General features: G+C 59.8%; 25 protein-coding genes. 9 read left to right on the forward strand and 16 right to left on the reverse strand.

Translation table 11 applies throughout. The features are described 5' to 3' along the window. Positions 1-4 precede the first annotated feature (4 nt). Entirely contained in the window at positions 5-958 is a 954-nt protein-coding gene (locus tag ICA15_RS08800) for a methyltransferase (RefSeq protein ID WP_150615263.1), read from the reverse strand. 11 nt (positions 959-969) lie between these two features. Beyond that, positions 970-2,346, reverse strand: a complete 1,377-nt coding sequence (locus tag ICA15_RS08805) for an iron-containing redox enzyme family protein (protein WP_210553033.1) — start codon at positions 2,344-2,346, stop codon at positions 970-972. A gap of 322 nt (positions 2,347-2,668) precedes the next feature. Here ICA15_RS08805 and ICA15_RS08810 point away from each other — a divergent pair, with 322 nt between their 5' ends. Beyond that, positions 2,669-3,127 (forward strand): REP-associated tyrosine transposase, encoded by a 459-nt coding sequence (locus ICA15_RS08810; protein WP_210553201.1) that lies wholly within the window; start codon positions 2,669-2,671, stop codon positions 3,125-3,127. Between the two features lie 167 nt (positions 3,128-3,294). On the opposite strand, the gene ICA15_RS08815 is transcribed toward ICA15_RS08810, so the two are convergent. Then, a complete protein-coding gene (locus tag ICA15_RS08815; RefSeq protein WP_210553034.1) occupies positions 3,295-4,047 on the reverse strand; it encodes a tellurite resistance TerB family protein in 753 nt (250 codons plus the stop codon). A gap of 259 nt (positions 4,048-4,306) precedes the next feature. Here ICA15_RS08815 and pcsA point away from each other — a divergent pair, with 259 nt between their 5' ends. Next, positions 4,307-5,029, forward strand: a complete 723-nt coding sequence (gene pcsA / locus ICA15_RS08820; RefSeq protein ID WP_042559811.1) for a phosphatidylcholine synthase — start codon at positions 4,307-4,309, stop codon at positions 5,027-5,029. A gap of 135 nt (positions 5,030-5,164) precedes the next feature. Here pcsA and ICA15_RS08825 read toward each other — a convergent pair whose 3' ends face one another. The 3 genes from ICA15_RS08825 to ICA15_RS08835 form a co-directional block, all read right to left on the reverse strand. Then, positions 5,165-5,977, reverse strand: a complete 813-nt coding sequence (locus ICA15_RS08825; RefSeq protein ID WP_210553035.1) for a class I SAM-dependent methyltransferase — start codon at positions 5,975-5,977, stop codon at positions 5,165-5,167. A gap of 164 nt (positions 5,978-6,141) precedes the next feature. Continuing rightward, entirely contained in the window at positions 6,142-7,353 is a 1,212-nt protein-coding gene (locus tag ICA15_RS08830) for a cytochrome c biogenesis protein DipZ (RefSeq protein WP_210553036.1), read from the reverse strand. 72 nt (positions 7,354-7,425) lie between these two features. After that, positions 7,426-7,689, reverse strand: coding sequence for a DUF2790 domain-containing protein (locus ICA15_RS08835; RefSeq protein WP_042559815.1), 264 nt, complete (start codon positions 7,687-7,689; stop codon positions 7,426-7,428). 294 nt (positions 7,690-7,983) lie between these two features. Here ICA15_RS08835 and ICA15_RS08840 point away from each other — a divergent pair, with 294 nt between their 5' ends. Together ICA15_RS08840 and ICA15_RS08845 are read left to right on the forward strand one after the other, a co-directional pair. Further along, positions 7,984-8,724: a response regulator gene (locus ICA15_RS08840; protein ID WP_150615256.1), complete on the forward strand. Its 741-nt coding sequence runs from the start codon at positions 7,984-7,986 to the stop codon at positions 8,722-8,724. Further along, positions 8,721-10,022: an ATP-binding protein gene (locus ICA15_RS08845; protein ID WP_210553037.1), complete on the forward strand. Its 1,302-nt coding sequence runs from the start codon at positions 8,721-8,723 to the stop codon at positions 10,020-10,022. Before ICA15_RS08840 ends, ICA15_RS08845 begins: the two co-directional genes overlap by 4 nt. Positions 10,023-10,556: 534 nt before the next feature. Here ICA15_RS08845 and ICA15_RS08850 read toward each other — a convergent pair. Continuing rightward, entirely contained in the window at positions 10,557-11,306 is a 750-nt protein-coding gene (locus tag ICA15_RS08850; RefSeq protein WP_210553038.1) for a DUF2063 domain-containing protein, read from the reverse strand. After that, the gene (locus ICA15_RS08855) at positions 11,299-12,138 is read right to left on the reverse strand and encodes a DUF692 domain-containing protein (RefSeq protein ID WP_210553039.1); all 840 of its coding nucleotides are present in this window, start codon (positions 12,136-12,138) and stop codon (positions 11,299-11,301) included. Before ICA15_RS08855 ends, ICA15_RS08850 begins: the two co-directional genes overlap by 8 nt. 538 nt (positions 12,139-12,676) lie before the next feature. On the opposite strand from ICA15_RS08855, the gene ICA15_RS08860 reads away from it, so the two are divergent. After that, a complete protein-coding gene (locus ICA15_RS08860) occupies positions 12,677-13,723 on the forward strand; it encodes a class I SAM-dependent methyltransferase (protein ID WP_150615845.1) in 1,047 nt (348 codons plus the stop codon). Between the two features lie 87 nt (positions 13,724-13,810). Next, the gene (locus tag ICA15_RS08865) at positions 13,811-14,662 is read left to right on the forward strand and encodes an NAD-dependent protein deacetylase (protein ID WP_150604209.1); all 852 of its coding nucleotides are present in this window, start codon (positions 13,811-13,813) and stop codon (positions 14,660-14,662) included. Between the two features lie 94 nt (positions 14,663-14,756). Here ICA15_RS08865 and ICA15_RS08870 read toward each other — a convergent pair whose 3' ends face one another. The 3 genes from ICA15_RS08870 to ICA15_RS08880 all read right to left on the reverse strand — a co-directional run bounded on the left by ICA15_RS08870 (position 14,757) and on the right by ICA15_RS08880 (position 17,515). Further along, positions 14,757-15,452 (reverse strand): hypothetical protein, encoded by a 696-nt coding sequence (locus tag ICA15_RS08870; RefSeq protein ID WP_210553040.1) that lies wholly within the window; start codon positions 15,450-15,452, stop codon positions 14,757-14,759. A 263-nt stretch (positions 15,453-15,715) separates the two neighbouring features. After that, entirely contained in the window at positions 15,716-16,102 is a 387-nt protein-coding gene (locus ICA15_RS08875; protein WP_150615251.1) for a c-type cytochrome, read from the reverse strand. An 81-nt stretch (positions 16,103-16,183) separates the two neighbouring features. Next, complete coding sequence (locus tag ICA15_RS08880) at positions 16,184-17,515, reverse strand: PLP-dependent aminotransferase family protein (protein WP_210553041.1); 1,332 nt, start codon at positions 17,513-17,515, stop codon at positions 16,184-16,186. A gap of 89 nt (positions 17,516-17,604) precedes the next feature. Between ICA15_RS08880 and ICA15_RS08885 the strand changes: the two genes are divergently transcribed. Next, on the forward strand, positions 17,605-18,498 hold the full coding sequence (locus ICA15_RS08885; RefSeq protein ID WP_210553042.1) for a DMT family transporter: 894 nt from the start codon (positions 17,605-17,607) through the stop codon (positions 18,496-18,498). A 3-nt stretch (positions 18,499-18,501) separates the two neighbouring features. On the opposite strand, the gene ICA15_RS08890 is transcribed toward ICA15_RS08885, so the two are convergent. After that, entirely contained in the window at positions 18,502-19,317 is an 816-nt protein-coding gene (locus ICA15_RS08890; RefSeq protein ID WP_210553043.1) for an AraC family transcriptional regulator, read from the reverse strand. 132 nt (positions 19,318-19,449) lie between these two features. On the opposite strand from ICA15_RS08890, the gene ICA15_RS08895 reads away from it, so the two are divergent. After that, entirely contained in the window at positions 19,450-19,962 is a 513-nt protein-coding gene (locus tag ICA15_RS08895) for a carboxymuconolactone decarboxylase family protein (RefSeq protein ID WP_150615248.1), read from the forward strand. A 503-nt stretch (positions 19,963-20,465) separates the two neighbouring features. On the opposite strand, the gene ICA15_RS08900 is transcribed toward ICA15_RS08895, so the two are convergent. Next, positions 20,466-21,911 (reverse strand): SulP family inorganic anion transporter, encoded by a 1,446-nt coding sequence (locus ICA15_RS08900; protein ID WP_210553044.1) that lies wholly within the window; start codon positions 21,909-21,911, stop codon positions 20,466-20,468. Between the two features lie 173 nt (positions 21,912-22,084). Here ICA15_RS08900 and ICA15_RS08905 point away from each other — a divergent pair, with 173 nt between their 5' ends. After that, positions 22,085-22,405, forward strand: coding sequence for a hypothetical protein (locus ICA15_RS08905; RefSeq protein WP_210553045.1), 321 nt, complete (start codon positions 22,085-22,087; stop codon positions 22,403-22,405). Here the strand turns inward: ICA15_RS08905 and ICA15_RS08910 are convergent. From ICA15_RS08910 to ggt, 3 genes are all read right to left on the reverse strand, one after another. After that, the gene (locus ICA15_RS08910) at positions 22,395-22,589 is read right to left on the reverse strand and encodes a lysozyme inhibitor LprI family protein (protein WP_210553208.1); all 195 of its coding nucleotides are present in this window, start codon (positions 22,587-22,589) and stop codon (positions 22,395-22,397) included. The two genes, ICA15_RS08905 and ICA15_RS08910, sit on opposite strands and share 11 nt — an antisense overlap. Positions 22,590-22,781: 192 nt before the next feature. Next, complete coding sequence (locus ICA15_RS08915; protein WP_210553046.1) at positions 22,782-23,315, reverse strand: cysteine hydrolase family protein; 534 nt, start codon at positions 23,313-23,315, stop codon at positions 22,782-22,784. A 65-nt stretch (positions 23,316-23,380) separates the two neighbouring features. Continuing rightward, a complete protein-coding gene (gene ggt, locus ICA15_RS08920; RefSeq protein WP_210553047.1) occupies positions 23,381-25,108 on the reverse strand; it encodes a gamma-glutamyltransferase in 1,728 nt (575 codons plus the stop codon). Positions 25,109-25,112 lie beyond the last annotated feature (4 nt).

Consider the following 25,112-nt stretch of genomic DNA (forward strand, 5'->3'; position numbering starts at 1 on the left):
TGTTTCAGCCAATACGGGTCACGGTCAAGGCGACCACGGCAATCCGGTCGACTCGCTGATAACCGGGGTTTATCAGTTCTTCACCGAACACATCCGGGTCGAGCTCGCGGTACGTCCAGCCAAAGCGCGATTCATCGAGTCGTGGCAACACTGTGTCGAGAAACGGGTCGCGACCATCGACCATCGCCACTCCGGTGTACAGCACCAGGGAACCGCCAGGAGTCAGCCGGTTGAGTGCCTGCTCGACAATGCGCAGCGACAACCCGGCGCCCAATGTGCCGCCACCATGCCGGTAGGCGCGTGCGGCCGGATCAGCCATGTACGGCGGGTTGGCAACGATCAAGTCGAAATCGCCGTCAACGCCTTGCAGAATGTCGCTGTTACACGCTTCGACGTTGGCCACTTCCGCCAGTGCCGCATTGATCGTGGTCAGGCGCAGCGCGGCGGGGTTGATATCCAGCGCCAGCACCTGCGCCTCGCGGCGGGCACGGGCGATCAGGATCGCGCCGACGCCGGCGCCACATCCGATGTCGACGGCGCGGTGGATCGGCGCGAAGTTCTGCTGCAAATGCGCGTGAATCAATTGCGCGAAACGGTAGGTGTCCGGGCCGAAAAATACCGAGTCGGCGGCATCCGTGGGAAACGCCGAATGTACAAACAACATATCGTCCAGGCTCGACCAGCGCACCCGACTCTTCAGGTGCCCTTCGTACGTGTCGATGACTTGAGCGTCCAGCAGTTGCTGCTGCTCATCAGCGGACAACAAGCCCGGCTCAAACGGCCGTGACCAGCCAAACACATCGCGCAGAGAGTCGGCAAACTGACCTTCGTCGCGCTGGTTGACCCGCTGATGGGTCAGCGGCGTCGGGGTGGTGAAACGGTAGCCGTCAGCCTGCAAGCGCCGGCCCAATTGCAGCAGCGCGAGGTCATGGGTGGACAGTTGATCTTCCTGAGTCATTGACGATTTCCTTAAGGCAAACGGGATTTGAGATCGATGAACCGGCGGGTCGCGAGCAACCCGGCCGGGTGCGCATGCCGGGCCGGCGCGAGCCATGGGATGAGCGTCGCCATTTGGGCGTGGCCATCCTGCCCTTGCAGCGTGTCGTTGAGCTGCTGCACATCGGGGTCCTGTTCAGGCACCTCGATCGGGGAGTTGGCGGGGGCGTGTCGACGCAACGCGGTGGGTTTGTTCGCGGGTTTCCAGTCGCCGGCAATCCAGTCGTGCACCAGTTGTTTTTCGTAGGCGCTGAACACCCCGAACATGGCCGCGCCATCGCCGTCGATCAACTGCCAGAAACGGCTGGCCTGCGGGTCTTCGTGGCGTTTGATCCAGCCCTTGTTCTGGAGCGCTTGCAGGAAGCCGGGCAGATGCTCGGGTTCGGCCAGCCACTGGTTGACGGTCTTGCCTTCAAAGCGGCAATAGTCCGAGTGCATGTGCTGAGCGAACGGGCACTTGCGCTCCAGCATCGCCAGCAATTCGCGCTCAAGGTCGAAGCCTTCGATGATCGCGCGGCTGCCCTGCCCCAGATCATTGAGCCGATAACCCAGCGATACCCGACGCAGAAAATCGGCGCGATCCGCCTCAAGCGGCAACAGATCCAGAACGGCCTGCACGGCTTTTTGCGCATGGCCGGTGCTGGCGTTGTCGATGGTCACGTGGAGGGTGAAATAGTACGGATCAATGCCCAACTCGCTGAGTTCGTAACTGCTGATCAGCAAATGCAACGGCAGTTGTTCGTAGCCGAGGTTGTAGCCGATTACCTCGGGCAAAAATTCATCGCCGCAGGCACCGAGAGCCAGTTGCAGCGCGCCCTGCAGATAGCGTCCGTCTTCCAGGAGGCTGGCATGATCGAGGTCGTGCTCGGCCAGCAGTTTGCGGTAGATCACCACATGGTTTTGCGCCGGATTACCCTCCCCCAGTTCTTCCAGATACGTGCAGAGCAAACCGCTGAAACGTGGATCGCGCCAATGCTGCAACAAGCCATACAGCCACGCGCCATCGACCAGTTTGGTTGGCGCCACCGCTTGTAGAAAGTACAGCGCATGAGCCTTGCTGGTGAAGAATTGCCGTGGCCCACCGGCCTTGCGTTGTTGCAGATACTCGGCGTATTGCCGGGCGACGTCGGCGCAGTGCTCGGCCACCCAGGTGTGCCAGGCCGATGGATCGTGCGGGAGTTCCTCGGGCAACGCTGCGGCGCGTTGCAGTTGTTCGTTCAAGAACGTTTGCGCGAGGCCTTGGGAGTTCTCCTCGCGCAATAGCGTTTCGTAAATGCCACGCAGATTGCCGGCAGGTGTGATCGCTTGTGCTTGGGCCGGCACAGATTGCAAACGTGTCAGGACAGTCATGGCAATATTCTCGGTCGATTGGTACGGCGCTGTTTCGCGCCTCTACAGCAGCAGAGGGGCTGCGCGTGCCAAAAATTCAATCGACCTCAAAAATGCCCTGACGGACGGCGTACCACCGTCGCTGACCACACTCCCCTGTAGGAGCTGCCGAAGGCTGCGATCTTTTGATTTTGATTTTTTAGAAGCAGGGTCAAAAGATCATCCGATCGCGGCCCGAGCCTTCGGCAGCTCCTACAGAGTTACATGGTGCAATGGTTCGAAGTCACGGTGGGCTGGGCCTCGGCTAACGTTGAGGGACTTGAAAGCAATTGAGGGCAATGGAATGCCTGTAGCTGCAAAAGCGTGTGGCTTGCGCAAGGGGCGGTGTAGCGAGATGGGGCGTGTTTATCTGCTGACTGCGGTTGTGTATGAGCGGCGGCCGGTATTTTCAGATTGGCGCGTGGGGCGGTTGTTGGTTGAGCAGATGCGCGCTGTTGATGAGGAAGGAATGGTTCAGTCGCTTGCCTGGGTGGTGATGCCGGATCATATGCATTGGCTGGTAGAACTGAGGCGCGGTTCGTTGGCTGAGTTGATGCGCCGCGTCAAATCGAGGAGCTGCCGCGCGATCAATCTGAAGTGCGGGAGTCAGGGGCGGCTGTGGCAGCGGGGTTATTACGATCGGGCATTACGCAAGGAGGACGACCTGAAAGCGGCTGCACGCTACATCGTCATGAACCCATTGCGGGCCGGATTGGTTCAGCGGTTGGGGGATTATCCACTTTGGGATGCGATCTGGCTTTAAGATCAAAAGATCGCAGCCTTCGGCAGCTCCTACACGTAGATCCCTGTAGGAGCTGCCGAAGGCTGCGATCTTTTGACCTTATAACAAGACGGCACCCCAAGCAGGCAATCACCACCCCCTGTAGGAGCTGCCGAAGGCTCGGGCCGCGATCGGACGATCTTTTGATGTTATGCCGTGCCGCTGGCCTGTTGTTCCAGATGCACCTGCAACTCAGGATCAATCCCCAGCGCCGCCGCCAACTCGTCCAGATAAGTGCGTTCGGCATCTTGCTGGTCGTCCACCAGCAGGATGCTGGCCAGGTACATTTCGGCCGCCACCGCCGGGTCGTCGTTTGCGGCTTGTGCGACTTCGGCGGCATTGAGCGGCTTGGCGACTTCGGCGTCCAGCCATTGCTGTAGTTGCGGATCATCGGTGTGTTTGCCGATTTCACTGCTTATAAGATGTTTTTCCGTTTCGTCGATGCGCCCGTCCGCCTTGGCCGCAGCGATCAAGGCGCGCAACACCGCGTGGCTGTGCTCTTCGATTTCCGGGCCGGCGAGCAGATTGGCCGTCTGCGGCGTTTGTTGCGGTGCCGTGCTGGCCTGATTGCGTTGCCAGGCTTGATACGCCTGCCAGGCCATCATCCCCAGTGATGCCAGCGCCGCATAATTAGTCCCGCCGGAACGGCTTTGCGTGCTGCCACCCAGTGCGCCGCCCAACCCACCGCCACCGCCGCCGAGCAGCCCGCCGAGCAAACCACCCAACCCGCCAAGCCCGCCAGCCGCGGCGCCGCCACGCGTGCCTGTGGAATTCGCGCCACCGAGCAAGCCACCCAGCAAACCACCGAGGCCGCCCAAACCGCCACCGGCCGCCGCACCACTTTGTTGACCCGCCGCGCCCTGGCCCCGCAGCAGTTGTTCAAGCAAATCGCTGGTGTTCATGACGTCATCCTCAAGCATTGAGATTTACTGCGTCTGGCAACGATAGACCGCTGCGGGCGTTGCGCCAGCACCGTTTGGCCGATGCCGTAGCCGCTGAATTATTTCGCTCGCGTATTTTTTCGATGGACAGCTAAGATTCAGGGTAGGTGAACCTTATCCCGGCCCGACCGGTCGATAGCTGCAACCCGAACCGGTTTGCCGGCACTCTTGCTGTCCAAGGGTGATACCCGGCTGGCATTAATTTCTGGAGAACGCCCCCGTGATATCCACCGTCCACATAGCCAGGCTAAAGGCCTGGGGCGCCCATGGTTTTACCGCGACCGGCGTGGTCACCGCATTTCTGGCCACCCTCGCCCTGCTGGAAAACCAGCCGACCCACTGCCTGATGTGGCTGGGGGTGGCGCTGATCGTCGATGGCCTTGACGGCGCACTGGCGCGCAAGGTCAATGTGCAGTCGGTGCTGCCGAGTTTCGACGGCTCGGTCCTTGATCTGGTGATCGACTACCTGACTTACGTGTTCATTCCGGCACTGTTCATCTATCGCTACATTCCGCTGCCGGATTACACACTGTTGCTGACGGTGTCGCTGATTCTGGTGTCGTCACTGTTCTGTTTCTGCAACGTCAACATGAAGAGCAAGGACAACTACTTCGTCGGCTTCCCTGCGGCGTGGAACGTGGTCGCATTGTGCCTCTACATCATCGGCCCTGGGCCATGGATCACCTTTCTGACCGTCATCGGCCTGGCGCTGCTGACCGTGACACGGATGAAGTTCCTGCATCCGTTTCGTGTGCGTCGGTTCATGCCGATCAACATTGCCGTAACGGCGATCTGGCTGTTGTGCAGTCTGTCGCTGGTGCTCAACCATCCGGTGATCAACCCATTGGTGATGGGTTTGTGGTTGCTGATGTCGGCGTACTTTCTGGGGATCTGCATTTGGCGTACGGCGCTGGAGTGGTTTGATCGGTCGCAGGTGAAGTAGTCCTTCACTTCAAAACATCTCTCATTGTAGGAGTGAGCCTGCTCGCGATTACGGTGTATCAGCCAAGTTTTATTTCGACTGAATAACCGCTATCGCGAGCAGGCTCACTCCTACACGGGTTCATCTCTGAATGCACTAGCGCTTGTTGATCACCACCTCCAGATATTCACTCGGCACCACCAGCGAGTCCTTTCCCGCGCGGTTCAACCGGTTGAGCAAATCCGCCAGGTCACTTTCCAGCGCCTGACCGCTTTCCGGTGGCAGCGCGGCGAAAGCCTTGTGCACCGGCCCGTACCAGTGCCGAAAGATGTCGATGAAATGCGCTGCCGAGCGATAACGGAAATTGAATTCGCGCCGCGTTACCTGCACGACAAAATCCTGATCATCGAAATGTTTGTGCAGCCACACCTCCGTGCCCCAGTTCGACGGCGGCTGTGCGCCGGCCGGCGGTGGCAGATGCCGGCCGAGGGTCTTGAACATTTGCCCGACAAAACCTTCCGGGGTCCAGTTGGCCAGACCGATCCGTCCACCACGCCGGCAGACGCGTGCCAACTCGGCAGCGGCCTTGTCCTGATCCGGCGCAAACATCACCCCGAACGTCGACAGCACCGCCGCAAAACTGCCATCGGCGAACGGCAAGGCTTCGGCGTCGGCGACTTGAAACGTCACGTCCAGATGTTCGGCGCGGGCGCGATCCTGGCCGCGCTCCAGCAGTGCCGCGACGTAATCGGTCGAGGTGACCCGACAACCACGTCGCGCCGCCGCCAGCGTCGCATTGCCGTTGCCGGCAGCCACATCCAGCACGTCTTCATCGCAGCGCAGATCGCAGGCTTCGGCGAGGTTTTCGCCGACAATTTGTAGTGTGGTGCCGATCACGGCGTAATCGCCGCTGGCCCAGGCGACTTTCTGGCGTTCCTTCAAGGCAGTGAGATCAATCGGGGTACTCATAACTACGAGCTCCGTTGTTTTTAAAGGGCAGCGCCGAGGGCCCTGCTCAGCCACTATCGCGCCGAGTCAGGCCAGCGTCCCTGCCGGTCGTCTGGAGGCCTCGAAAACAGCCGTTTTGCCGATAAGTGGTGGAGATCTGTAAAGCGTCTGCAACAGATCAGGCATCAGGCAGCCGGGGCCTTGGCCTCTTCCAGCAACTGCTTGATCATCTGCTCCTGCGCTTCGTAGCGACCTTCGCCGAAGTGGCTATAACGCATCTGCCCCTTGGCGTCGATCAGGTAATGCGCCGGCCAGTACTGATTGTTGAAGGCGCGCCAGATCGCATAGTTGTTGTCGATGGCCACTGGATAAGTGATGCCGAGTTTCTCCACTTGGTCCCGAACATTGTCGATGATCCGCTCGTAGCCGTATTCCGGAGTGTGTACGCCAATCACCACCAGGCCATCCTTGTCGTACTTCTTCGCCCAGTCCTTGACGTACGGCAGGGTGCGCTGGCAGTTGATGCAGTCGTAGGTCCAGAAATCCACCAGCACGACTTTGCCACGCAGGGATTCGGCACTCAGCTGCGGTGAATTGAGCCATTGCACGGCACCGGACAGCGACGGCATCGCGCCTTTACTCTCGTCCATCATCGAATCTGCGCGAACTTTGCTGACGAGGAAGTCGACCACTTTCGGCACGTTCTCCAGCACGTTTCTCTCGACGCTGGTGACGCCTTCGGACGACGTGCCGGCCAGCAAGGTTTTATCGGCGCCAGTGGAAATCACTGCCACAGCGGCAAGCACTGCGACACCTGCGCCGCGACGAAACCACCCGGTGAACGGAATCGAGGGTTTCAAGCGATTGACCAAACCACGACCAGCGAAGATCAACGTCCCCAGCGACAGCGCACTGCCCGCGCCGTAGGCCAGCAGCAACAAGCTGGTCTGGGCGTTGGCGCCTTGCAGCATGGCGCCAGTGAGGATCACGCCGAGGATCGGCCCGGCGCAGGGTGCCCAGAGCAACCCGGTGGCCACGCCGATCATCACCGAACCCGTGGGCCCGGCCTTCTTGCTGGCGTCCGGGTCGAGGCGGTTGCCGAGCAACACAAACGGTCGCGCCAGCCAGTCACCCACGCGCGCCGAGATCAGCGACAGCGCAAACAGCGCCATGACGATCAAGGCGATGTGGCGGCCGGTGTTGCTGGCCTGAATCACCCACTCACTGCTGACCACGGCCAGACTGGAGATCAGGGCGAAGGTCAGGGTCATGCCGCCGAGGGTCAGCAGAACCGAGGAACGTTTACGGTCGGCGTTGGCGAACAGGAACGGCACCACCGGCAAGATGCAGGGGCTGAGCACGGTCAACAAACCGCCGAGGAACGCGATCAAGTACATAAAATCACCCTGGGTTGGCGGGGAGGAACCGAGAGACGTTGTTCATCGGTTCTGCCTGTAAAAACGTGATATTCAGTTGCCGTCGTTGCAACCGTCAGCGAATTTGCTGTAATCGAGTACGCGGGTTTTGCCGGCCGAATCCAGATAGGTCATGCGCGCATCGACAATCCCGCAGGTCACCGAGTTGTCCTGGGTCAGCGAAATGACTTTCTGGATATCCAGGTGGGTGCCGTAGTTGTAAGTTTGCGCGGTGACTTCGGCTTCGGCGCGGGCCGACAGGGTGCAGATGTTCAGAGCGGCAAACAGGCAGGCGGCGATAACGGACGAGTTTTTCATGGCGTGTTCCTCATGGCTGCAAAGGGTTTGAGCCGAGGCGTCATGGAGTGCCTCGATGGAGCCTATTTGAGGCTCACGAGGTATCGCGCATGTGTCGGAAAATGGCTGCTAACCCTCGCTGTGTATCTGCGCCGCCCGGGGATACACAGCGATACAAAACCCTGAAAAATCGCTTTTTTGCGTCTGCGTGTATCGCTTGTAACGCCAGATACACTGCAATACAAAGGCAGGCAGGCGAGCCCCCGAAGGCTCGATAGACTGCGTGACATTCCCCTTTGCCAGAGGCCAGGCCCCATGGAACATGTCGATCACATTCTCATCGTCGACGACGACCGCGAGATCCGCGAACTGGTCGGCAACTACTTGAAGAAAAACGGCTTGCGCACCACCGTCGTCGCCGATGGCCGGCAGATGCGCAACTTTCTCGAAACCAACACGGTCGACCTGATCGTGCTCGACATCATGATGCCCGGCGACGATGGACTGCAGTTGTGCCGCGAATTGCGCGTGGGCAAGCACAAGGCGACGCCGGTGTTGATGCTCACCGCACGCAACGACGAAACCGATCGCATCATCGGTCTGGAAATGGGCGCGGACGACTACCTGACCAAACCCTTCGCCGCCCGCGAACTGCTGGCGCGGATCAACGCCGTACTGCGGCGCACGCGCATGCTGCCGCCGAATCTGGTAGTCACCGAAGCCGGTCGCCTGCTGGCGTTCGGTCGCTGGCAACTAGACACCTCGGCCCGGCACCTGCTGGACAAGGACGGCACCATGGTGGCGCTCAGTGGCGCCGAATATCGCTTGCTGCGGGTATTTCTCGACCATCCGCAACGGGTACTCAGCCGCGATCAATTGCTCAACCTGACCCAGGGCCGCGACGCGGATCTTTTCGACCGGTCCATCGATTTGCTGGTCAGCCGTTTGCGCCAGCGCCTGCTCGATGACGCCCGTGAGCCGGCCTACATCAAGACCGTGCGCAGCGAAGGTTACGTGTTCTCGCTGCCGGTCGAGTTACTCGGTGCCCCGGCATGACCCTTAACCTGCACTGGCCGCGCACGCTGGCCTCGCGCTTGTCGCTGATTTTTCTGATCGGGCTGATTCTCGCCCAGGCGCTGTCGTTCGGTGCGCAGTATTACGAGCGTTATCAGAGTGCAAAAAGCACCATGCTCGGCAATCTGCAAACCGACGTCTCGACCTCGATTGCGATTCTTGATCGCCTGCCGGCCGAGGAGCGTCCGGCCTGGCTCGAGCGCCTGGCGCGGAACAATTACGGCTATCTGCTGAGCGAAGGCGACGGCGGTATGCCGATCAAGTCCGCCGACGTGCCCATTGCGGTCACCTCAATCACTGAGGTCCTGGGCGATAAATACCCCCTGACCTTCACCGATATTCCCGGCCCGAAAAAGCATTTTCAGGGCCACCTGCGCCTGAGCGACGGCAGCCCGGTGACCATCGACGTGCGCCCCGCGATGACACCACTGTCGCCATGGTTGCCAGTGGTGCTGCTCGGGCAACTGGCGCTGATGATCGCCTGCACCTGGCTGGCCGTGCGCATCGCCATCCGGCCCTTGACGCGGCTGGCCAACGCCGTGGAAACCCTTGATCCCAACGCGCACCCGATTCAACTGGACGAGAAAGGTCCGAACGAAGTGGTCTACGCCGCCCGTGCCTTCAATACGATGCAGGCGCGGATTGCCACCTATCTCAAGGAGCGCATGCAACTGCTGGCCGCGATCTCCCATGATCTGCAAACCCCGATCACGCGGATGAAACTGCGGGCCGAGTTCATGGACGATTCAGCAGAGAAGGAAAAACTGTGCAACGACCTCGGCGAAATGGAACATCTGGTACGCGAAGGTGTGGCCTACGCCCGTAGCATCCATGGCTCGACCGAAGAAAGTCGGCGCACCAACATGGATTCGTTCCTCGAAAGCCTGGTGTTCGACTATCAGGACATGGGCAAAGAGGTGCAGCTTGTCGGCAAGAGTGAGGTGGTCGTCGACACCCGTCCGCACGCGTTGCGCCGGGTGTTGGTGAACCTGACCGACAACGCCTTGAAATTCGCTGGCGCGGCCGAAGTGTGGGTCGAAGCGAACAAGGGAAGGCTGTCGATCACCGTCATGGATCGTGGCCCGGGCATCGCCGAAGCCGAACTGGCGCAAGTGATGGAGCCGTTCTACCGCGTGGAAAACTCGCGCAATCGCAGCACTGGCGGCACAGGTCTGGGCCTTGCCATCGCCCAGCAATTGGCAATAGCCCTCGGCGGCTCACTGACCTTAAGCAACCGCGAGGGCGGCGGGTTGTGTGCTGAACTCAAGCTGCCGCTCTAAACCCGCCCACCACAACCCCCCTGTAGGAGCTGCGGCACGCTGCGATCTTTTGATGTTGTTTTAAAGATCAAAATCAAAAGATCGCAGCCTCGTTTCACTCGACAGCTCCTACAGGTGTTTGTGTTGGACCAAGGCTTTGTGAGCGACGTTGAAACCTGTAGGAGCTGCGGCACGCTGCGATCTTTTGATGTTGTTTTAAAGATCAGAATCAAAAGATCGCAGCCTCGTTTCACTCGACAGCTCCTACAGGGGGTTTGTGTTGGACCAAGGCCTTGTGAGCGACGTTGAGACCTGTAGGAGCTGCGGCACGCTGCGATCTTTTGATGTTGCTTTTAAAGTTCAAAACCAAAAGATCGCAGCCTCGTTTCACTCGACAGCTCCTACAGGTGTTTGTGTTGGACCAAAGCCTTGAGCGACGTTGAAACCTGTAGGAGCTGCGGCACGCTGCGATCTTTTGATGTTGCTTTTAAAGTTCAAAACCAAAAGATCGCAGCCTCGTTTCACTCGACAGCTCCTACAGGGGGTTTGATGTGTTCAAGTAATACCGATTACGCCGTCTTCATGCATTTGCTGCAACAACGCCAATCCACTGGCCATGAACGACTCGTCTGCGAATTGCCCGGCCTCCTGCGCCAGGACCTGCAACTGCTCACGCCCGGTCAATGACGGCAACTCGCCGATCCGCTGCAGCAACCGCCACGCCAACGAGCTCAACTGTGAAAACTTCACGCTGAAATCCGCCTCCCGCCGTACCAGTAACAGCGTCGGATGCGCCGGGGCGGTTGAGGGCTGATAATCCGGGCCAAGCCGCTGCACCGGCCACGTGTAAGCCAAAGGCCAGGCGAGCGCCGAGACCCGCAATGGCCGTTCCAGCAACAAGCCTTTATCCGTCGCAGGCAAGGGATCGGCGTCGGATTGCTGCAAGACCATCTCCACCCATTCGTAATGCGCCAGCTCCAGCAAAAACGCGGGCCACGGCCCCTCGCTCAACACCGCAAGCTGCGTGGCGAGATAGTCGAGGAACGCCTCGGCGATCTCAGCAAACTTCGGCGTTTGCGCGCGGTAATCGCGCAAAAATCCACGAATCAATGTTTGCCAGCGTCGATCGCCGATGATCCGGATCAATACTGGAAAGGTGCCACTCAATAATTGCGAGAGATTGTTGAACACCAAGTCGCGGTACACATTGACCCGCGCGGTATTCATTTCAGCAGGAGGCACGTGGTGGTCGGGATCACGCAGATAACCCGTCAGCGCCCGTTGTTGCCGTTCAAGGTTATCCACGCTGAGCTCCTTCGCCTTGCAGACGGCGAATGGTCTGTAGCTCGGCGACCAGTTCGGCAAATGCCGGGAAATTGAAATCACGCTCCAGCAGTGTCGGCTGCGCGCCGAACCGTGCGTAGGCTTCGGCCAGCAACGACCACACCTGCGGTTTCACCGAGGCACCATGGGTGTCGATCTTGAGGCTGTCGGACTCATCGAAATGCCCGGCCACGTGCATCCCGACCACCCTGCCCGGCTCGATCCGGGCCAGAAAATCCTGCGGATCAAAACCGTGGTTGATGGCATTGACGTAGACATTGTTGACGTCCAGCAGCAGGTCGCAATCCGCCTCGCGCAACACCGCGTTGGTGAAGGTCACTTCGTCCATGTCCTGACGCGGAGCGGCATAGTAGGAGACGTTTTCCACGGCCAGGCGGCGACCGAGAATGTCCTGGGACTGGCGGATACGCGCGGCGACGTGGCACACCGCTTCCTCGGTGAACGGCAAGGGCAATAGATCGTAGAGATGGCCGTCGTCGCTGCAATAACTCAGGTGTTCGCTGTAATGCTCAACACGGTGATGATCAAGAAAACCCCGCACTTCCTGCAGAAAACCGCAGTCAAGTGGCGCCGTGCCGCCGAGCGACAACGACAAACCGTGACAGGACAACGGATAACGCTCGGCCAGTTCGCGTAACGCCGCGCCATGGACGCCGCCGACGCCGATCCAGTTTTCCGGGGCGACTTCCAGAAAGTCGAAATCGCCGGCGGGAGCGGCTTGCAGATCTTTCAAAAGACCACGGCGCAGACCCAGCCCTACGCTGGGTTGCCTTGATACATGAGGGGTTTGCATGGTGGCTGACCTCGGTGGTTGACCCACTCAGTTGAGCCGGTGGCTGTATCGGCACTGTGTTCAACCCTCCCGATATTTGCAGCCTCCTGTATCCCCCAGCCCCGGCGATACACAGTGATACACACCCGTTGAACTCACTGAAAAACTCTGTGGGAGCTGGCTTGCCAGCGATGGCGGTTTACCATCCAACATGGATGGTGACTGGCCCACCGCTATCGCTGGCAAGCCAGCTCCCACAAGGATTAGCGGTGTTCACAGTTTTTAATCTCCACACTGCTTTTCTGTAGGAGTGAGCCTGCTCGCGATAGCGTTATTTCAGTCAAATGTGCAGTGGCTGGCCCACCGCTATCGCGAGCAGGCTCGCTCCTACATTTGCTCCGCGTCAATCAACAAAACCGGGCTAGACTCATTCATGACCCAGTCGAGGGGGCCGCAGGACTTTTGCCGTGACCTGCCTGTTTCCATGACCACCGCCCGGTGGCGTATGCCTCGACGCTCAACGCCGCCGGACTGTGATCCTGTTTCAGGAGCACACATGATGGACGAGGCCCGACTCAACGAATTCATGGGCAAACTGGTCAACGACATGGGCGGCGCGGCAATGCTGGCCAATGTCATCGTCGGCGAAGAACTCGGGCTGTACCGGGCGATGGCCGACAGTCAGCCGATCAGCCCCGAAGCCCTCGCGGCAAAAACCACCTGCAACCCGCGCCTGGTGCGCGAATGGCTCAGCGCTCACGCCGCCTCCGGCTACATGGAGCACCACGACGGGCAGTTTCGCCTGCCAGAAGAACAGGCCATGGCGCTGGCCGTCGAGGACTCGCCGGTTTACGTCGCGGGCGGTCTGGGGGTGGTGGCGTCGTTTTTCCACGACAAGGACAAACTGGTCAAAGCCATGCGCGGCAACGGCGCCCTGCCTTGGGGCGATCACCATCCGTGCATGTTCACCGGCACCGAACGGTTTTTCCGCCCCGGCTACAAAGGCCACCTGATCGCCGAATGGCTGCCGGCATTGAACGGTGTCGTGGCCAAACTCGAAAACGGCGCGAAAGTCGCCGACATCGGCTGCGGCCACGGCGCCTCGACCGTGATCATGGCCCAGGCGTATCCCAACTCGCGTTTCGTCGGCTACGACTTCCACGCACCCTCCATCACCGTCGCTACCCAGCGCGCCGAGGAAGGTGGGGTCAGCAGTCGGGCGACTTTCTTCCAGGGCTCAGCGAAAAACTACCCCGGCAATGACTATGACCTGATCTGCTATTTCGATTGCCTGCACGACATGGGCGACCCGGTCGGCGCGGCGCGCCACGCCTACGATTCGCTTAAAGACGACGGCACGGTGTTGCTGGTCGAGCCGTTCGCCAACGATACGCTGGACGACAACATCAACCCGGTGGGACGGCTTTTCTACGCGGCATCGACGTTCATTTGCACGCCCAACTCGCTGTCTCAGGAAGTCGGCCTGGGCCTTGGTGCGCAGGCCGGTGAAATGCGCTTGCGCAAAGTGTTTACCGAGGCCGGATTCAAGCAGTTCCGGCGTGCGACGCAGACGCCGTTCAACCTGATTCTGGAGGCTCGCAAATAACCGCGAATCTTTGGCGAGGGAGCTCTCTCCCTCTCCACGGATGTCAGTGCTAACCTGCATGGCACTCATCGCTAATGGATGCCATCCATGCTCGACAGCCCGATCCGCGAATACCTCGACACGCTGCAACAGGCGATGATTGATGGCGACTTTCTGGTGCTCACCGGAGCCGGCATCAGCACCCCCTCGGGCATCCCCGACTACCGCGACAGCGACGGCGTGCGACGCGGCCGGCAACCGATGATGTATCAGGAGTTCCTCGGCGCCCCCGAATCACGCCGCCGCTATTGGGCACGGGCGATGCTTGGCTGGCCTCGGGTGCGTCAAGCGCAACCGAATGCAGCGCATGAGGCGCTGGCCAGTTTGCAGCGTCATGGCAGGATCAGCGGCCTGATCACGCAGAACGTCGACACCTTGCACGATCAGGCCGGCAGTCATGATGTGATCGAACTGCACGGCAGCTTGCACCGCGTGCTGTGTCTGGATTGTGGTCAGCGCAGCGAGCGCGATTCGATTCAGCAACTGATGGAACAGCAGAACCCGTATCTGGCCGGCGTCGATGCAGTGCAGGCGCCAGACGGCGACACCCTGCTCGACCCGGCGTTCGAAGCACGTTTTCAGGTACCGCACTGCCCGTTTTGTGCGGGCGAGCGGATGAAACCGGACGTGGTGTTCTTCGGCGAAAACGTCGCACAGCACACGGCGGCTCGGGCCATGGATGCAGCGCAGACGGCGGCGGGAATGCTGGTGGTGGGGTCTTCGTTGATGGCCTATTCGGCGTTTCGCCTGTGCCGGGTGATCGCCGATCGCGGCAAGCCGTTGATTGCGATCAATCTGGGCAAGACACGGGCGGATGATTTGCTGGATTTGAAGATTGAGGGGGATTGCGAACAACTGCTGCCCTTGCTGACACAACACCTGACGACTGAACCCCGGTAGGTGTTGATGCCGGTTGCGGGTCCGTCGATTGCCGAGGTGACAAGCACATTGCGACAAGCCTTCAACCCAGACAACCCTTGAAAGTCGTCGCTGGCTACTGTTTCAAATCATCGACCAGTTTGTTCATGACCAAGTCAGACACGTGGGTAAATGCCTTTCGCAACGTCTCGGGATCGGTGGCGTATTGCTCAGGCGTATAGGCGATTGTGTTGGCGTCATTGAACACAGTAACCGTCTCGAAATTTCGCCACACCGCCGAGCCGTTGCGTTTGATTGAAGCCGTGGCGCCGATAACCGGATACAGCACGGTGCTGTAGTTCTTCAGGCACAGCCCCCATTGCGACACCAGAATTTCGATCTCGGCGTCGGCGGCTTCGCCTTCCCCTGCCAAGGTGAACAGGCGTTCCTGTTCTATCCGCTTGGCAAAACTTTGCCGGATCAACTTGCTCAGGTCGATATCGTTGTTTTTCATATTGTTGAGGATGGCCCGAGAAATATCCCCGGTCGCCACATCAGCCACTTGCGTCCCGGCGACGGCGCCGACGCCTGTCAGGGCCGTTGTCCCCACTGCCGACGCACCGGACGCCATGCCGGTCGCGGCCCCGACCCCGGCACCGAGCCCCGCTCCCCATGCCTGAGTCATGCTGGTGTACTTGAAGTTATCGACGGCAACATAAACCGGAAGCACTTTCAGAGTCTTGATCTGTTGCCGGTCTTCATTGCTCAGATCCTTGGTCACACAGCCAGAGAGCAATGCCAGTGCACAAACAATACCGACGAGAGTCTTCATGTCATTCCATTTATCAGGGCTTGGGTGGCAAGCATATCGCCCGAACAATCCGATTCTTGAATCTCCATGGACTCTACAGCCGGCGACTGCGCAACGTGCAAGCACTAAGATCTGAGCGGGTTGACCACACAGGCCATCAACCAAATCCCACTGTAGGAGCTGCCGCAGGCTGCGATCTTTTGATCTTGATTGTAAAAAACAAAGCCAAAAGATCGCAGCCTTCGGCAGCTCCTACAGGGGGATTGTGGATGTCAGCTGGATTTTTACTCGGGGAAGGTCTGCAGGTACGCCAGCAAATTCTCAAGCTTCTCCTCATCACTCAGCCCCCAGAAAATCATCCGTGTACCCGGCACCACGCCTTTCGGATCTTTCAGATAAGCCTTCAGCGTTTCGTGGTCCCAGGTCACGCCTGAGTTTTTCATCGCATCGGAATACACATAGTTCGCCGACGTCCCGGCCGGGCGGCCGATGATGCCGTTGAGTTCCGGACCGAAACCCGGGCGGGCAGATTCGCCGACTTGATGGCAGCCGCCGCACAGGCGCGGGAAGATTTTTGCGCCGGCCTCGGGGTCGCCTGCTGCGTGGGCCGGTGCGCTGAGCAGGCCAGCGGTGAGGATCAAGGCGAGGGACAGTGAAGCGGGGTTTTTCATCGGACGATCCAAAGCAATTTGATGCGATTGCGCCAAGGCTAACATTTTGTGGCTCGGGATTTTGCTCCCTCGCCAAAGGTTCTACAGGTAAGCGCCGACGACTTTTCTGACGGTGATCAACGCTTGGCGCAACACGTTCATATCCACCGAGCCCAATGCCAGGCGAATCGCATGCGGTGTATGCGTCGCCACCGAAAACGGTTCGGCGCTGGTGACCGAAATCTGTTCGTGCATCAACTCCATGACCATCTGATCGGCGCGCACATCTTCCGGCAGCGGCAACCACAAGAAATACGAGGATGGATGGCCAATGTAAGGCAGCCCTTCGAGCAGCTCGGCGGCCAGTGCCTGACGAGCCTTGGCGTCGTTGCGCTTTTGTTCTTCAAGCAAAGTGACGGTGCCGTCGTCGAGCCAGGCGCAAGCAATGGCGGTCATCACGCCGGGAGTGTTCCAGGTGGTGGCGCGGATAATTCGCTCCAGCGCCGGCACTTTGGCCACAGGCGCAGCGATGAAACCGACGCGCAAACCGGTGGCGATATTCTTGGAAAGTCCCGACACATAAACCGTGCGCTCCGGCGCCATGTCAACCAGCGCTGGCGGTGGGTTTTCGACCAGAAAGGCGTAGGCCGCGTCTTCAATGATCGTCAGATCATGCTGACGGGCAATCGATATCAACTGCTCACGTTGCTCAGTCGGCATCACCCAGCCCAGCGGATTGTGCAGAGTCGGCATGCTGTACACGGCGCGCACCGAGCGGCTGCGACAGAGTTTATCCAGCGCCGCCAGATCCGGTCCGTGGTCACCGATCGGGATCGCCACCACTTCCAGATGCAGCGCTTCGGCCAGCACCTTGAACCCAGAATAGGTCAGCGCATCTGCCGCGATCACATCGCCCGGTTTGAGCAGCGCCATCAGCGTCACCGCCAGCCCTTGCTGGGCGCCATTGACGATCAGCACTTGCTCGGCCTCGACGCTCACCCCGCGACTCAGCAGATGCCGCGCAACCGATGCGCGCTCATGTTGGCGGCCAGCGTGTGGTTGATAACGAAGCAGTGCTTCGAGGTCACCGGACAACGCCAATTGACGCAACGCCGTGCGTAAAAGGTCAGCCTGACCGGGCAATGACGGGTAGTTGAAATTGAGGTCGATCATGCCGACCGCGACATCCTTCTGATCGATGCCCTGCCCCGGCGACAACGAGGTTTCCCGCACAAAGGTGCCGCGCCCGGTTTCGCCACTGACCAGTCCCATCGCCTCCAGCTCGGCGTACACCCGCGAGGCCGTGACCAGCGCCAGCCCTTCGCTCATGGCCAGTTGCCGGTGGGTCGGCAGTCGTGTGCCGGGCGCCAAACGTCCCGAGCGGATGTCTGCCGCATAGGTATCAACAAGGTTCTTGTAGCGGGAACGTGGCATGTCGGGATGTATCCATGACAATTTTTTGATTGTCCTGATTCTCACTCCTAGGATTCGCCTGACGCAACCCCACTTCTGAGCGACCTCGTATGGAACGGACTTCAAACCTGGCTAACCCGACAATGGAAAAAACCAGCGGCTGGATCAACGGTTTTATCGGCGTGGTGATCTTCAGCGGCTCGCTGCCGGCCACGCGCCTGGCGGTGCTGGAGTTCGACCCGGTGTTTCTTACCGTGGTGCGTGCGGCCATCGCGGGGGTATTGGCGGTGGGTCTGCTGTGGCTTTTTCGCGAGCGCCGTCCGGCGCGCAGTCAGTGGTTCTCGCTGTTCATTGTCGCGATGGGCGTGGTGCTGGGTTTCCCGCTGCTGACCGCGTTGGCGTTGCAGCACGTGACGTCAGCGCATTCGATTGTTTTCGTAGGATTGCTGCCACTGGCCACGGCGATTTTCGGCGTGCTGCGCGGCGGTGAGCGTCCTCGACCGGTGTTCTGGTTTTTCTCGATTCTGGGCAGCGCTCTGGTGGTTGGATTCGCGTTATCCCAGGGGCTGACCGCTTCGCCGACCGGTGACTTGCTGATGCTCGCGGCGATCCTGGCCTGCGGCCTCGGTTACGCTGAAGGCGCCAAGCTGTCGCGCACCCTTGGCGGCTGGCAGGTGATCTGCTGGGCGCTGGTGTTGTCATTGCCGCTGATGACGGTGCTGAGTCTGTGGCTGGCGCCCGCCTCGTTCAGCAACATCAGCCTGTCGGCATGGCTGTGCCTGGCCTATGTCTCGCTGTTCAGCATGTTGATCGGATTCGTGTTCTGGTATCGCGGACTGGCGCAGGGCGGGATCGCGGCGGTTGGGCAGTTGCAGTTGCTGCAACCGTTTTTTGGCCTGGCACTGGCGGCGACGTTGCTGCATGAACAGGTCAGCATCGGCATGCTTGCGGTGACATTGGGGGTGATTTTGTGTGTCGCCGGGGCGAAGAAATTCGCCAAATAACGCTCAGATCCCGGCCTTCCACTCCCGAGGACTGAGGCCGGTTTTGCGGCGAAACGCGCGGGCCAGCGCCGAAGGACTTTCGTAGCCGACCTCTTCGGCGATCAACGCAATCGGCCGGCCTTCGCGCAGACGTTTCTGCGCCAGACTGACCCGCCAGCTCAGCAGATAATCGCCCGGTGTCTGCCCGACAACGCGGTGAAACTGCTCGGCAAATCCTGCGCGAGACAGGTTGGCAGCCGCCGCCAGATCGGCCACGCTCCATGGCTTTTCGGGCTGTTCATGCATCAGGTTCAAAGCGCGTGACAGGCGCGGATCGGCCAGCCCGGCCATCATTCCAGGTGCTTGATCACGACTATTGATGAGGTGGCGCAACAGCAGAATCACCAACAATTCGAACAACCGATCCATCACCGCCACACGTCCGCAATGGCCTTCGAAGGCTTCCTTGAACAGCCATTCCAGGGTGCTGGCCAATTCTGGAATCTCGGTGAGTTCGAGCACCAGATAATCCGGCAGCGCCGCCGCCAATGCATTGCCCGAACCGCCGTCAAACGTCAGCGTTGCGCAGACCAGTCTGGTCTCCATGGACGCGTCGGCAACCATGCGGTGGGCAAAGGGGCCGGGAAAGAAAATCAGCGACGGCTGATCGAGGCGGATCTCACGTTCATTGCCAGGCTTGAGCAGCAACTCACCCGCCTGCAACAGATGCACGTACCCACTCGGTTCACCCTCATGAACACCGACGCCGCAAAAGTCGCCGCTGTGAAACGTACCGGCATGCACAGCGAAATGGCTGAGCAACGTGGAAAGGCGATCCATGGGCGACTCCCGAGCGAATATCTGGACTATCTGCCGCATATCCTCGACGATTTGACGCCAAAGCACCACTAGCGCTGATTAACATCACCTCCATCGCCGGTGCACTTCGCACCGGACCTTCGGAGAATCACCATGAGCCGCATCAATGCCATCAGCCTGGAATCTGCCACCGACACCACCCGCCCGGTACTGGAAGGCGTGAAAAAGAAAATCGGCTTCCTGCCCAATCTTTTCACCACCCTGGCCAAGGCGCCGGTAGCGCTTGAGACCTACGTACAAGCCTCGGCAATCCTTGGGAAAACCTCGTTGAGTGCCAAGGAGAAAGAAGCGGTCTACCTCGCCACGTCGCAGGTCAACGGTTGCGATTATTGCCTCGCGGCGCACACCCTGTTTGCCGGCAAGGCCGGGCTGTCGGCGCAGGACATCGTCGCGGCACGTGAGGGCGAACTCAACGCCTACGCCGCCCTCGCCCAGCAACTCACGCAAAGCCGCGGCCACTTGAACGACGAACAAATCACCGCCGCCCGCGCTGCCGGAATCGACGACGTAAAAATCATTGAAGTGATCGCACTGGTCGCCGTGCAAACGCTGACCAACTACCTGAACAACGTGGCACTGACCGATATCGATTTCCCGGCGATCTAAACCTTGCCACACACAAAACCCTGTGAGAGCTGGCTTGCCAGCGATGGCGGTGGATCAGTCGACATCAATATTGACTGTGCCGGCCTCATCGCTGGCAAGCCAGCTCCCACAGGGTTTTGTGTGTGGGCCGCGAGTTTGAGTCGATCAGAGTCAAATGTGGGAGTAAGCCTGCTTTTCGCTCTCAACCACTCAACACAATGAGCGTTAGCTCGAGTGCAGCTTTTGATCTCGAAGGCCCGTCGGCAGGCTGAGTGGAGGGATTGATCCGGGGGTGGGAGCGCAGCGACTGTTCGACGGAGTCGAACACATCGAGAGGAGGTGCAGCGAAGCAAACCGGAGGCGATGCGCCCGGATCGATCACGGGGCGAAGGAACCCGAGCCACAGCGAGGGCCGTACGTCAGGGTAAAGCCTTTTGGGTTACCTTTTCGGCGTTTGGAAAAGGTGACCCGCCGTAAGGGCGGAACCCCAATCAGCCCCACCCGCAGCAACGGATATGCCCCCCTCAATCGTGATCAACGCCACCGCGCTTAAGCAACTTCTTACAGCGCTCCGACAAATGAAACACCCGCAAATGCTTGCCCGCCTTCGCATAGCGCTCGCGCAGAGTCTTCAGGGCAGCAATCGCCGAATAATCAACAAAACTCAAATGCTGACAATCGAGCGTTACGAGCGCCGGATCATTGGCCGGGTCAAACCGATTGAGGAACGGCGTGGTCGAAGCGAAAAACAGCGTCCCGTGCAGTCGATAAAGTTTGCTGCCGTCAGCTTCCAGATGCTCATCGGCATACAACTCGCGAGCCTGCTGCCAGGCAAAATTCAGCGCAGCGATGATGATGCCGCACAACACGGCCGTGGCCAGATCGGTGAACACGGTGATAGTGGTCACGGCGATGATCACCAGCACATCGTTGAGCGGCACTTTGTTCACCACCCGCAACGACGCCCAGGCAAATGTCTGCTGCGACACCACAAACATCACGCCGACCAGCGCCGCCAGCGGAATACGCTCGATCAGTGGCGAGAGAAACAGGATAAACAACAGAATCAACACGCCCGCGACGATGCCCGACAAACGTCCGCGACCACCGGAGCTGAGGTTGATCACGGTCTGGCCGATCATCGCGCAACCGCCCATACCGCCGAACGCGCCCGAGACCATGTTCGCCGCGCCAAGCGCCACGCACTCGCGATCCGGGTAGCCACGGGTTTCAGTGATCTCGTCGGTAAGATTCAGCGTCAGCAGGGTTTCCAGCAAACCGACCAGCGCCATCAGAATCGCGTACGGCGCGATGATGCCCAGGGTTTGCAGGTTCCACGCAATGTCCGGCAAGGCGAAAGTCGGCAGGCCACCGGCAATGTGCGCCATGTCGCCGAGGGTGCGGGTCGGCAGGCCGAACAGATAAACCAGCAGGCCCACGCCAAGAATCGCCACCAGCGCCGGCGGCACTGCGCGGGTCAGGCGCGGCAGGATGTAGACAATGGCCATGGTCAGCGCCACCAGCCCGGTCATCAGGTACAGCGGCGTACCGCTGAGCCAGTCTTCACCGCTTTTGAAATGTTCCAGTTGCGCCAGCGCAATGATGATCGCCAGGCCGTTGACGAAGCCGAGCATCACCGGGTGCGGCACCATGCGCACCAGTTTGCCCAGGCGCAGCAGCCCGAACGCCATCATGATCAAACCGCCCAGCAACACGGTCGCCAGTAGATATTGCACACCGTGCTGCACCACCAGCGCCACAATCACCACCGCCATCGACCCCGCCGCACCGGAGACCATCCCCGGGCGACCGCCGAACAATGCCGTCAGCGTACAAATGATGAAAGCGCCATAAAGGCCCATCAGCGGATTGAGGTGAGCCACCAGCGCGAAAGCAATGCATTCGGGCAACAGGGCAAACGAGGTGGTGAGTCCGGCCAGGACATCGGCGCGCAGACGTATCGGTTTCATGGCTTACCTGACTGAGCGGCCGCCGGGCACGGCCGCGGATTTGCTGAACAGAGTGCAGCGAATAAAGAGGGTTGCGGATATTACGGAAATGTCCGGCATCGAGCCAGCAATACGCTGACACATAGCGGCACACGCCTTATGCTGGCGCGTTCCTGTACGCATCGAGTCCAAGCATGTCTGCATTTCTGACCGCCCGTGAGGTTTGCCAGCGACTGCGCGAGGCTGCGCTGGGCGTGCTGGAGTTCAGCTGCGAGGCACGCACCGAGGCCGGCCTGGTCACGGTCGATATCGACGGCTGGTGCCTTGTGCTGGATTTTGAAGGCGAACGGTTGCATCACTGTGAATACGCCCGCAACGGCGATGGCGATGAAGGTGCACTCAATAGCTGGCAGCGCTTCGGCACCGATCCGGTGAGTCTGCTCAGTACCTGGGAACTGGCGCAGATCGAACGGCTGCTGATTGAGTCCGGTCAGCCCTGCGCTTCTAACAAATGACAGATCCGGCAAAGCGCCAGCGCGCCGCGAGCTTTTCGTCGAGCCCCGAAAGGTAAGGGTCGGCACAAATGGCTTTTTCAGTTTTGCTGCTGGCGCTGGCGCAATCGAAACTGCTGGCGTGGACGAAGGGTGCAAAAGCGAGAGATGTCAGCAATAAAGCGTGACGGGGGTTGAAAGGCAACATCGAGAGATTCCATTCTTCAGACGGCGGGCAGTATGCCAGTGCTGTCGTCGGAAATCCTCGGTGGGCGCAGGGGCTTGGCCGAACACAAATCCTGTGGGAGTGAGCCTGCTCGCGATGGCGTCCTGTCAGTGAGTGATGTTCTGGATGACAAACCGCTATCGCGAGCAGGCTCACTCCTACAGATTTTTGTGGTTAGAACTGGATTTCCGCGGCGGGTTTTACATCGATCCGCGCCACCGAGCCGGTCAGGTGCGCGAGATCCTTGTTGTGCTCGCCGATGATGTCTTCGGCGCTCATGTTGCCGTTGTCGACGGTGGAATGGGCGTCGGCCGCCAGCACCACGTCGTAACCCGATTCATGGGCCTGGCGCACGGTGGCGTTGACGCAGTAATCGGTTTGCAGACCGCAGATCACCAAACGCTCGAAATCTTCGCTCGGCAGCAGTTTGCGCAGATCGGTCTGGTAAAACGAATCCCGGGTGGTTTTGCGAACGCGCAGATCTTGCGGGGCCGTCTCAAGCCCTTCCGCCAATTGCCAGCCTTCGGCACCTTGGGCCAGTGGACTGTCCTTTTCTTCATGCTGAATCAACACAACCGGCACGCCAGCCTTTCGCGCGCGGTTGCTGAGATTGTTGATGGTGTCGATTACGCGGTGGATGTCGTGGCATTGGTATTCGCCCGAGCACAGAGCGCGCTGGACGTCGATGATCAGTAATGCGGTGGTCATGATGGGCCTTCCTTGATCAGTCCTTGAAACAGGGGCGACGTACGCCCGCCCCCTTTTTACGCCTCTCAGTAACCCAATGACAAGCCAGTATTGCGCCGTGGATCGTTGGCGCCGTAGAAGCGGTTTTTGCCGACCGGTTTACCGCCCAGCGACGGTGCGCCCACCAGAATCGCGGCGATGTGGTTGGCATCCTGCGGCCCGGCGAACTTATGGCCCCAACTCTCGAGAATCTTCTTCGTGTCGGGACTGGCGGCGAAGTCTTCGAGGTTGGTTTCTTCCGGCATCCATTGCTGATGGAAACGCGGCGCATCGACCGCCTCCTGCAAGCCCATGCCGTAGTCGATGACGTTGAGCATGGTCAGCAAAGTCGCGGTGATGATGCGGCTGCCGCCAGGCGTGCCGACCACCATGACCACTTTGCCATCCTTGGTGACGATGGTCGGGCTCATCGACGACAGCGGTGCCTTGCCCGGAGCGATGGCATTGGCTTCGCCCTGCACCAGGCCGTACATGTTCGGCACGCCGACTTTCGAGGTGAAGTCGTCCATCTCGTCATTGAGGATCACCCCGGTTTTGCTCGCCATCACACCGGCACCGAACCAGTCGTTGAGCGTGTAGGTGACCGAGACCGCGTTGCCCCACTTATCGACGATCGAATAGTGAGTGGTGTTGCTGCCCTCATGGGGCGCTGTGCCGGGTTTAAGTTCGGCGGAGACACCGGCCTTTTGCGGCTGAATGGCGTCACGCAGCTTGGTCGCGTAGTTCTTATCCAGCAGGTGCTCGATCGGGTTCTTGACGAAATCCGGATCACCCAGATAGCTGTTGCGATCAACATAGGCGTGACGCATTGCTTCGATCTGATAGTGCATACCCTGGGCTGAATGGAAGCCCAGATCCTTCATCGGATAACCTTCGAGAATGTTCATGATCTGGCAGATCACCACGCCACCGGAGCTTGGCGGTGGCGCCGATACCACGTGATAGCCACGGTAATCACACTCCACCGGGGCCAGTTCGCGGGTCTTGTATTTGTCGAGATCGGCCTGGGTGATGATGCCTTTGTTCGCCTGACTGGAGGTCACGATGGCGTCGGCCACCCAGCCTTTATAAAAGCCGTCAGCGCCCTTTTCGGAAATGGTTCGCAGGGTTTTGCCGAGGTCTTTCTGCACCAGTTTCTGCCCGACCTGCATCGGCTCGCCATTGCTGAGGAAGATCGAGCCGGAATCGCGCATGTCCTTCTTGAACACGTCGGTGGCGTACTCCAGCAACTCGACGTCGCCTTGCTCCAGCTCAAAACCGTCTTCAGCCAGTTTGATGGCGGGGGCAATCATGTCCTTGCGCTGCTTGGTGCCGTACTTGCTCAGCGCCAGTTCCATACCAGACACAGTGCCCGGCACGCCGACGGCCAAATGGCCGCGGGTACTCAGCTCCGGGATGACGTTGCCTTCCTTGTCGAGGTACATATTGGCGGTGGCCGCCAGTGGGGCTTTTTCGCGGAAATCGAGGAACGTCTTGCGCCCGTCTGCCAATTGAATGGTCATGAAACCGCCGCCACCGAGGTTGCCCGCAGCGGGATAGACAACCGCCAGCGCATAACCGACCGCGACCGCCGCATCCACGGCGTTCCCACCGTTTTTCAATACATCGACACCGACATGCGTGGCCAGATGTTGCGCGGTGACCACCATGCCGTTTTCCGCGGCAACCGGTGCCACCGAGGCGGCGTGAGCCATGAGACAGCTGAGTGCCAGTGAGGTCGCTATCAGCGATTTGGCCAAAGGTTCGTACTTCATGAGT

The sequence above is a fragment of the Pseudomonas sp. P116 genome (assembly GCF_020149425.1).
In the GTDB taxonomy this organism is placed as follows: domain Bacteria; phylum Pseudomonadota; class Gammaproteobacteria; order Pseudomonadales; family Pseudomonadaceae; genus Aquipseudomonas; species Aquipseudomonas anatoliensis.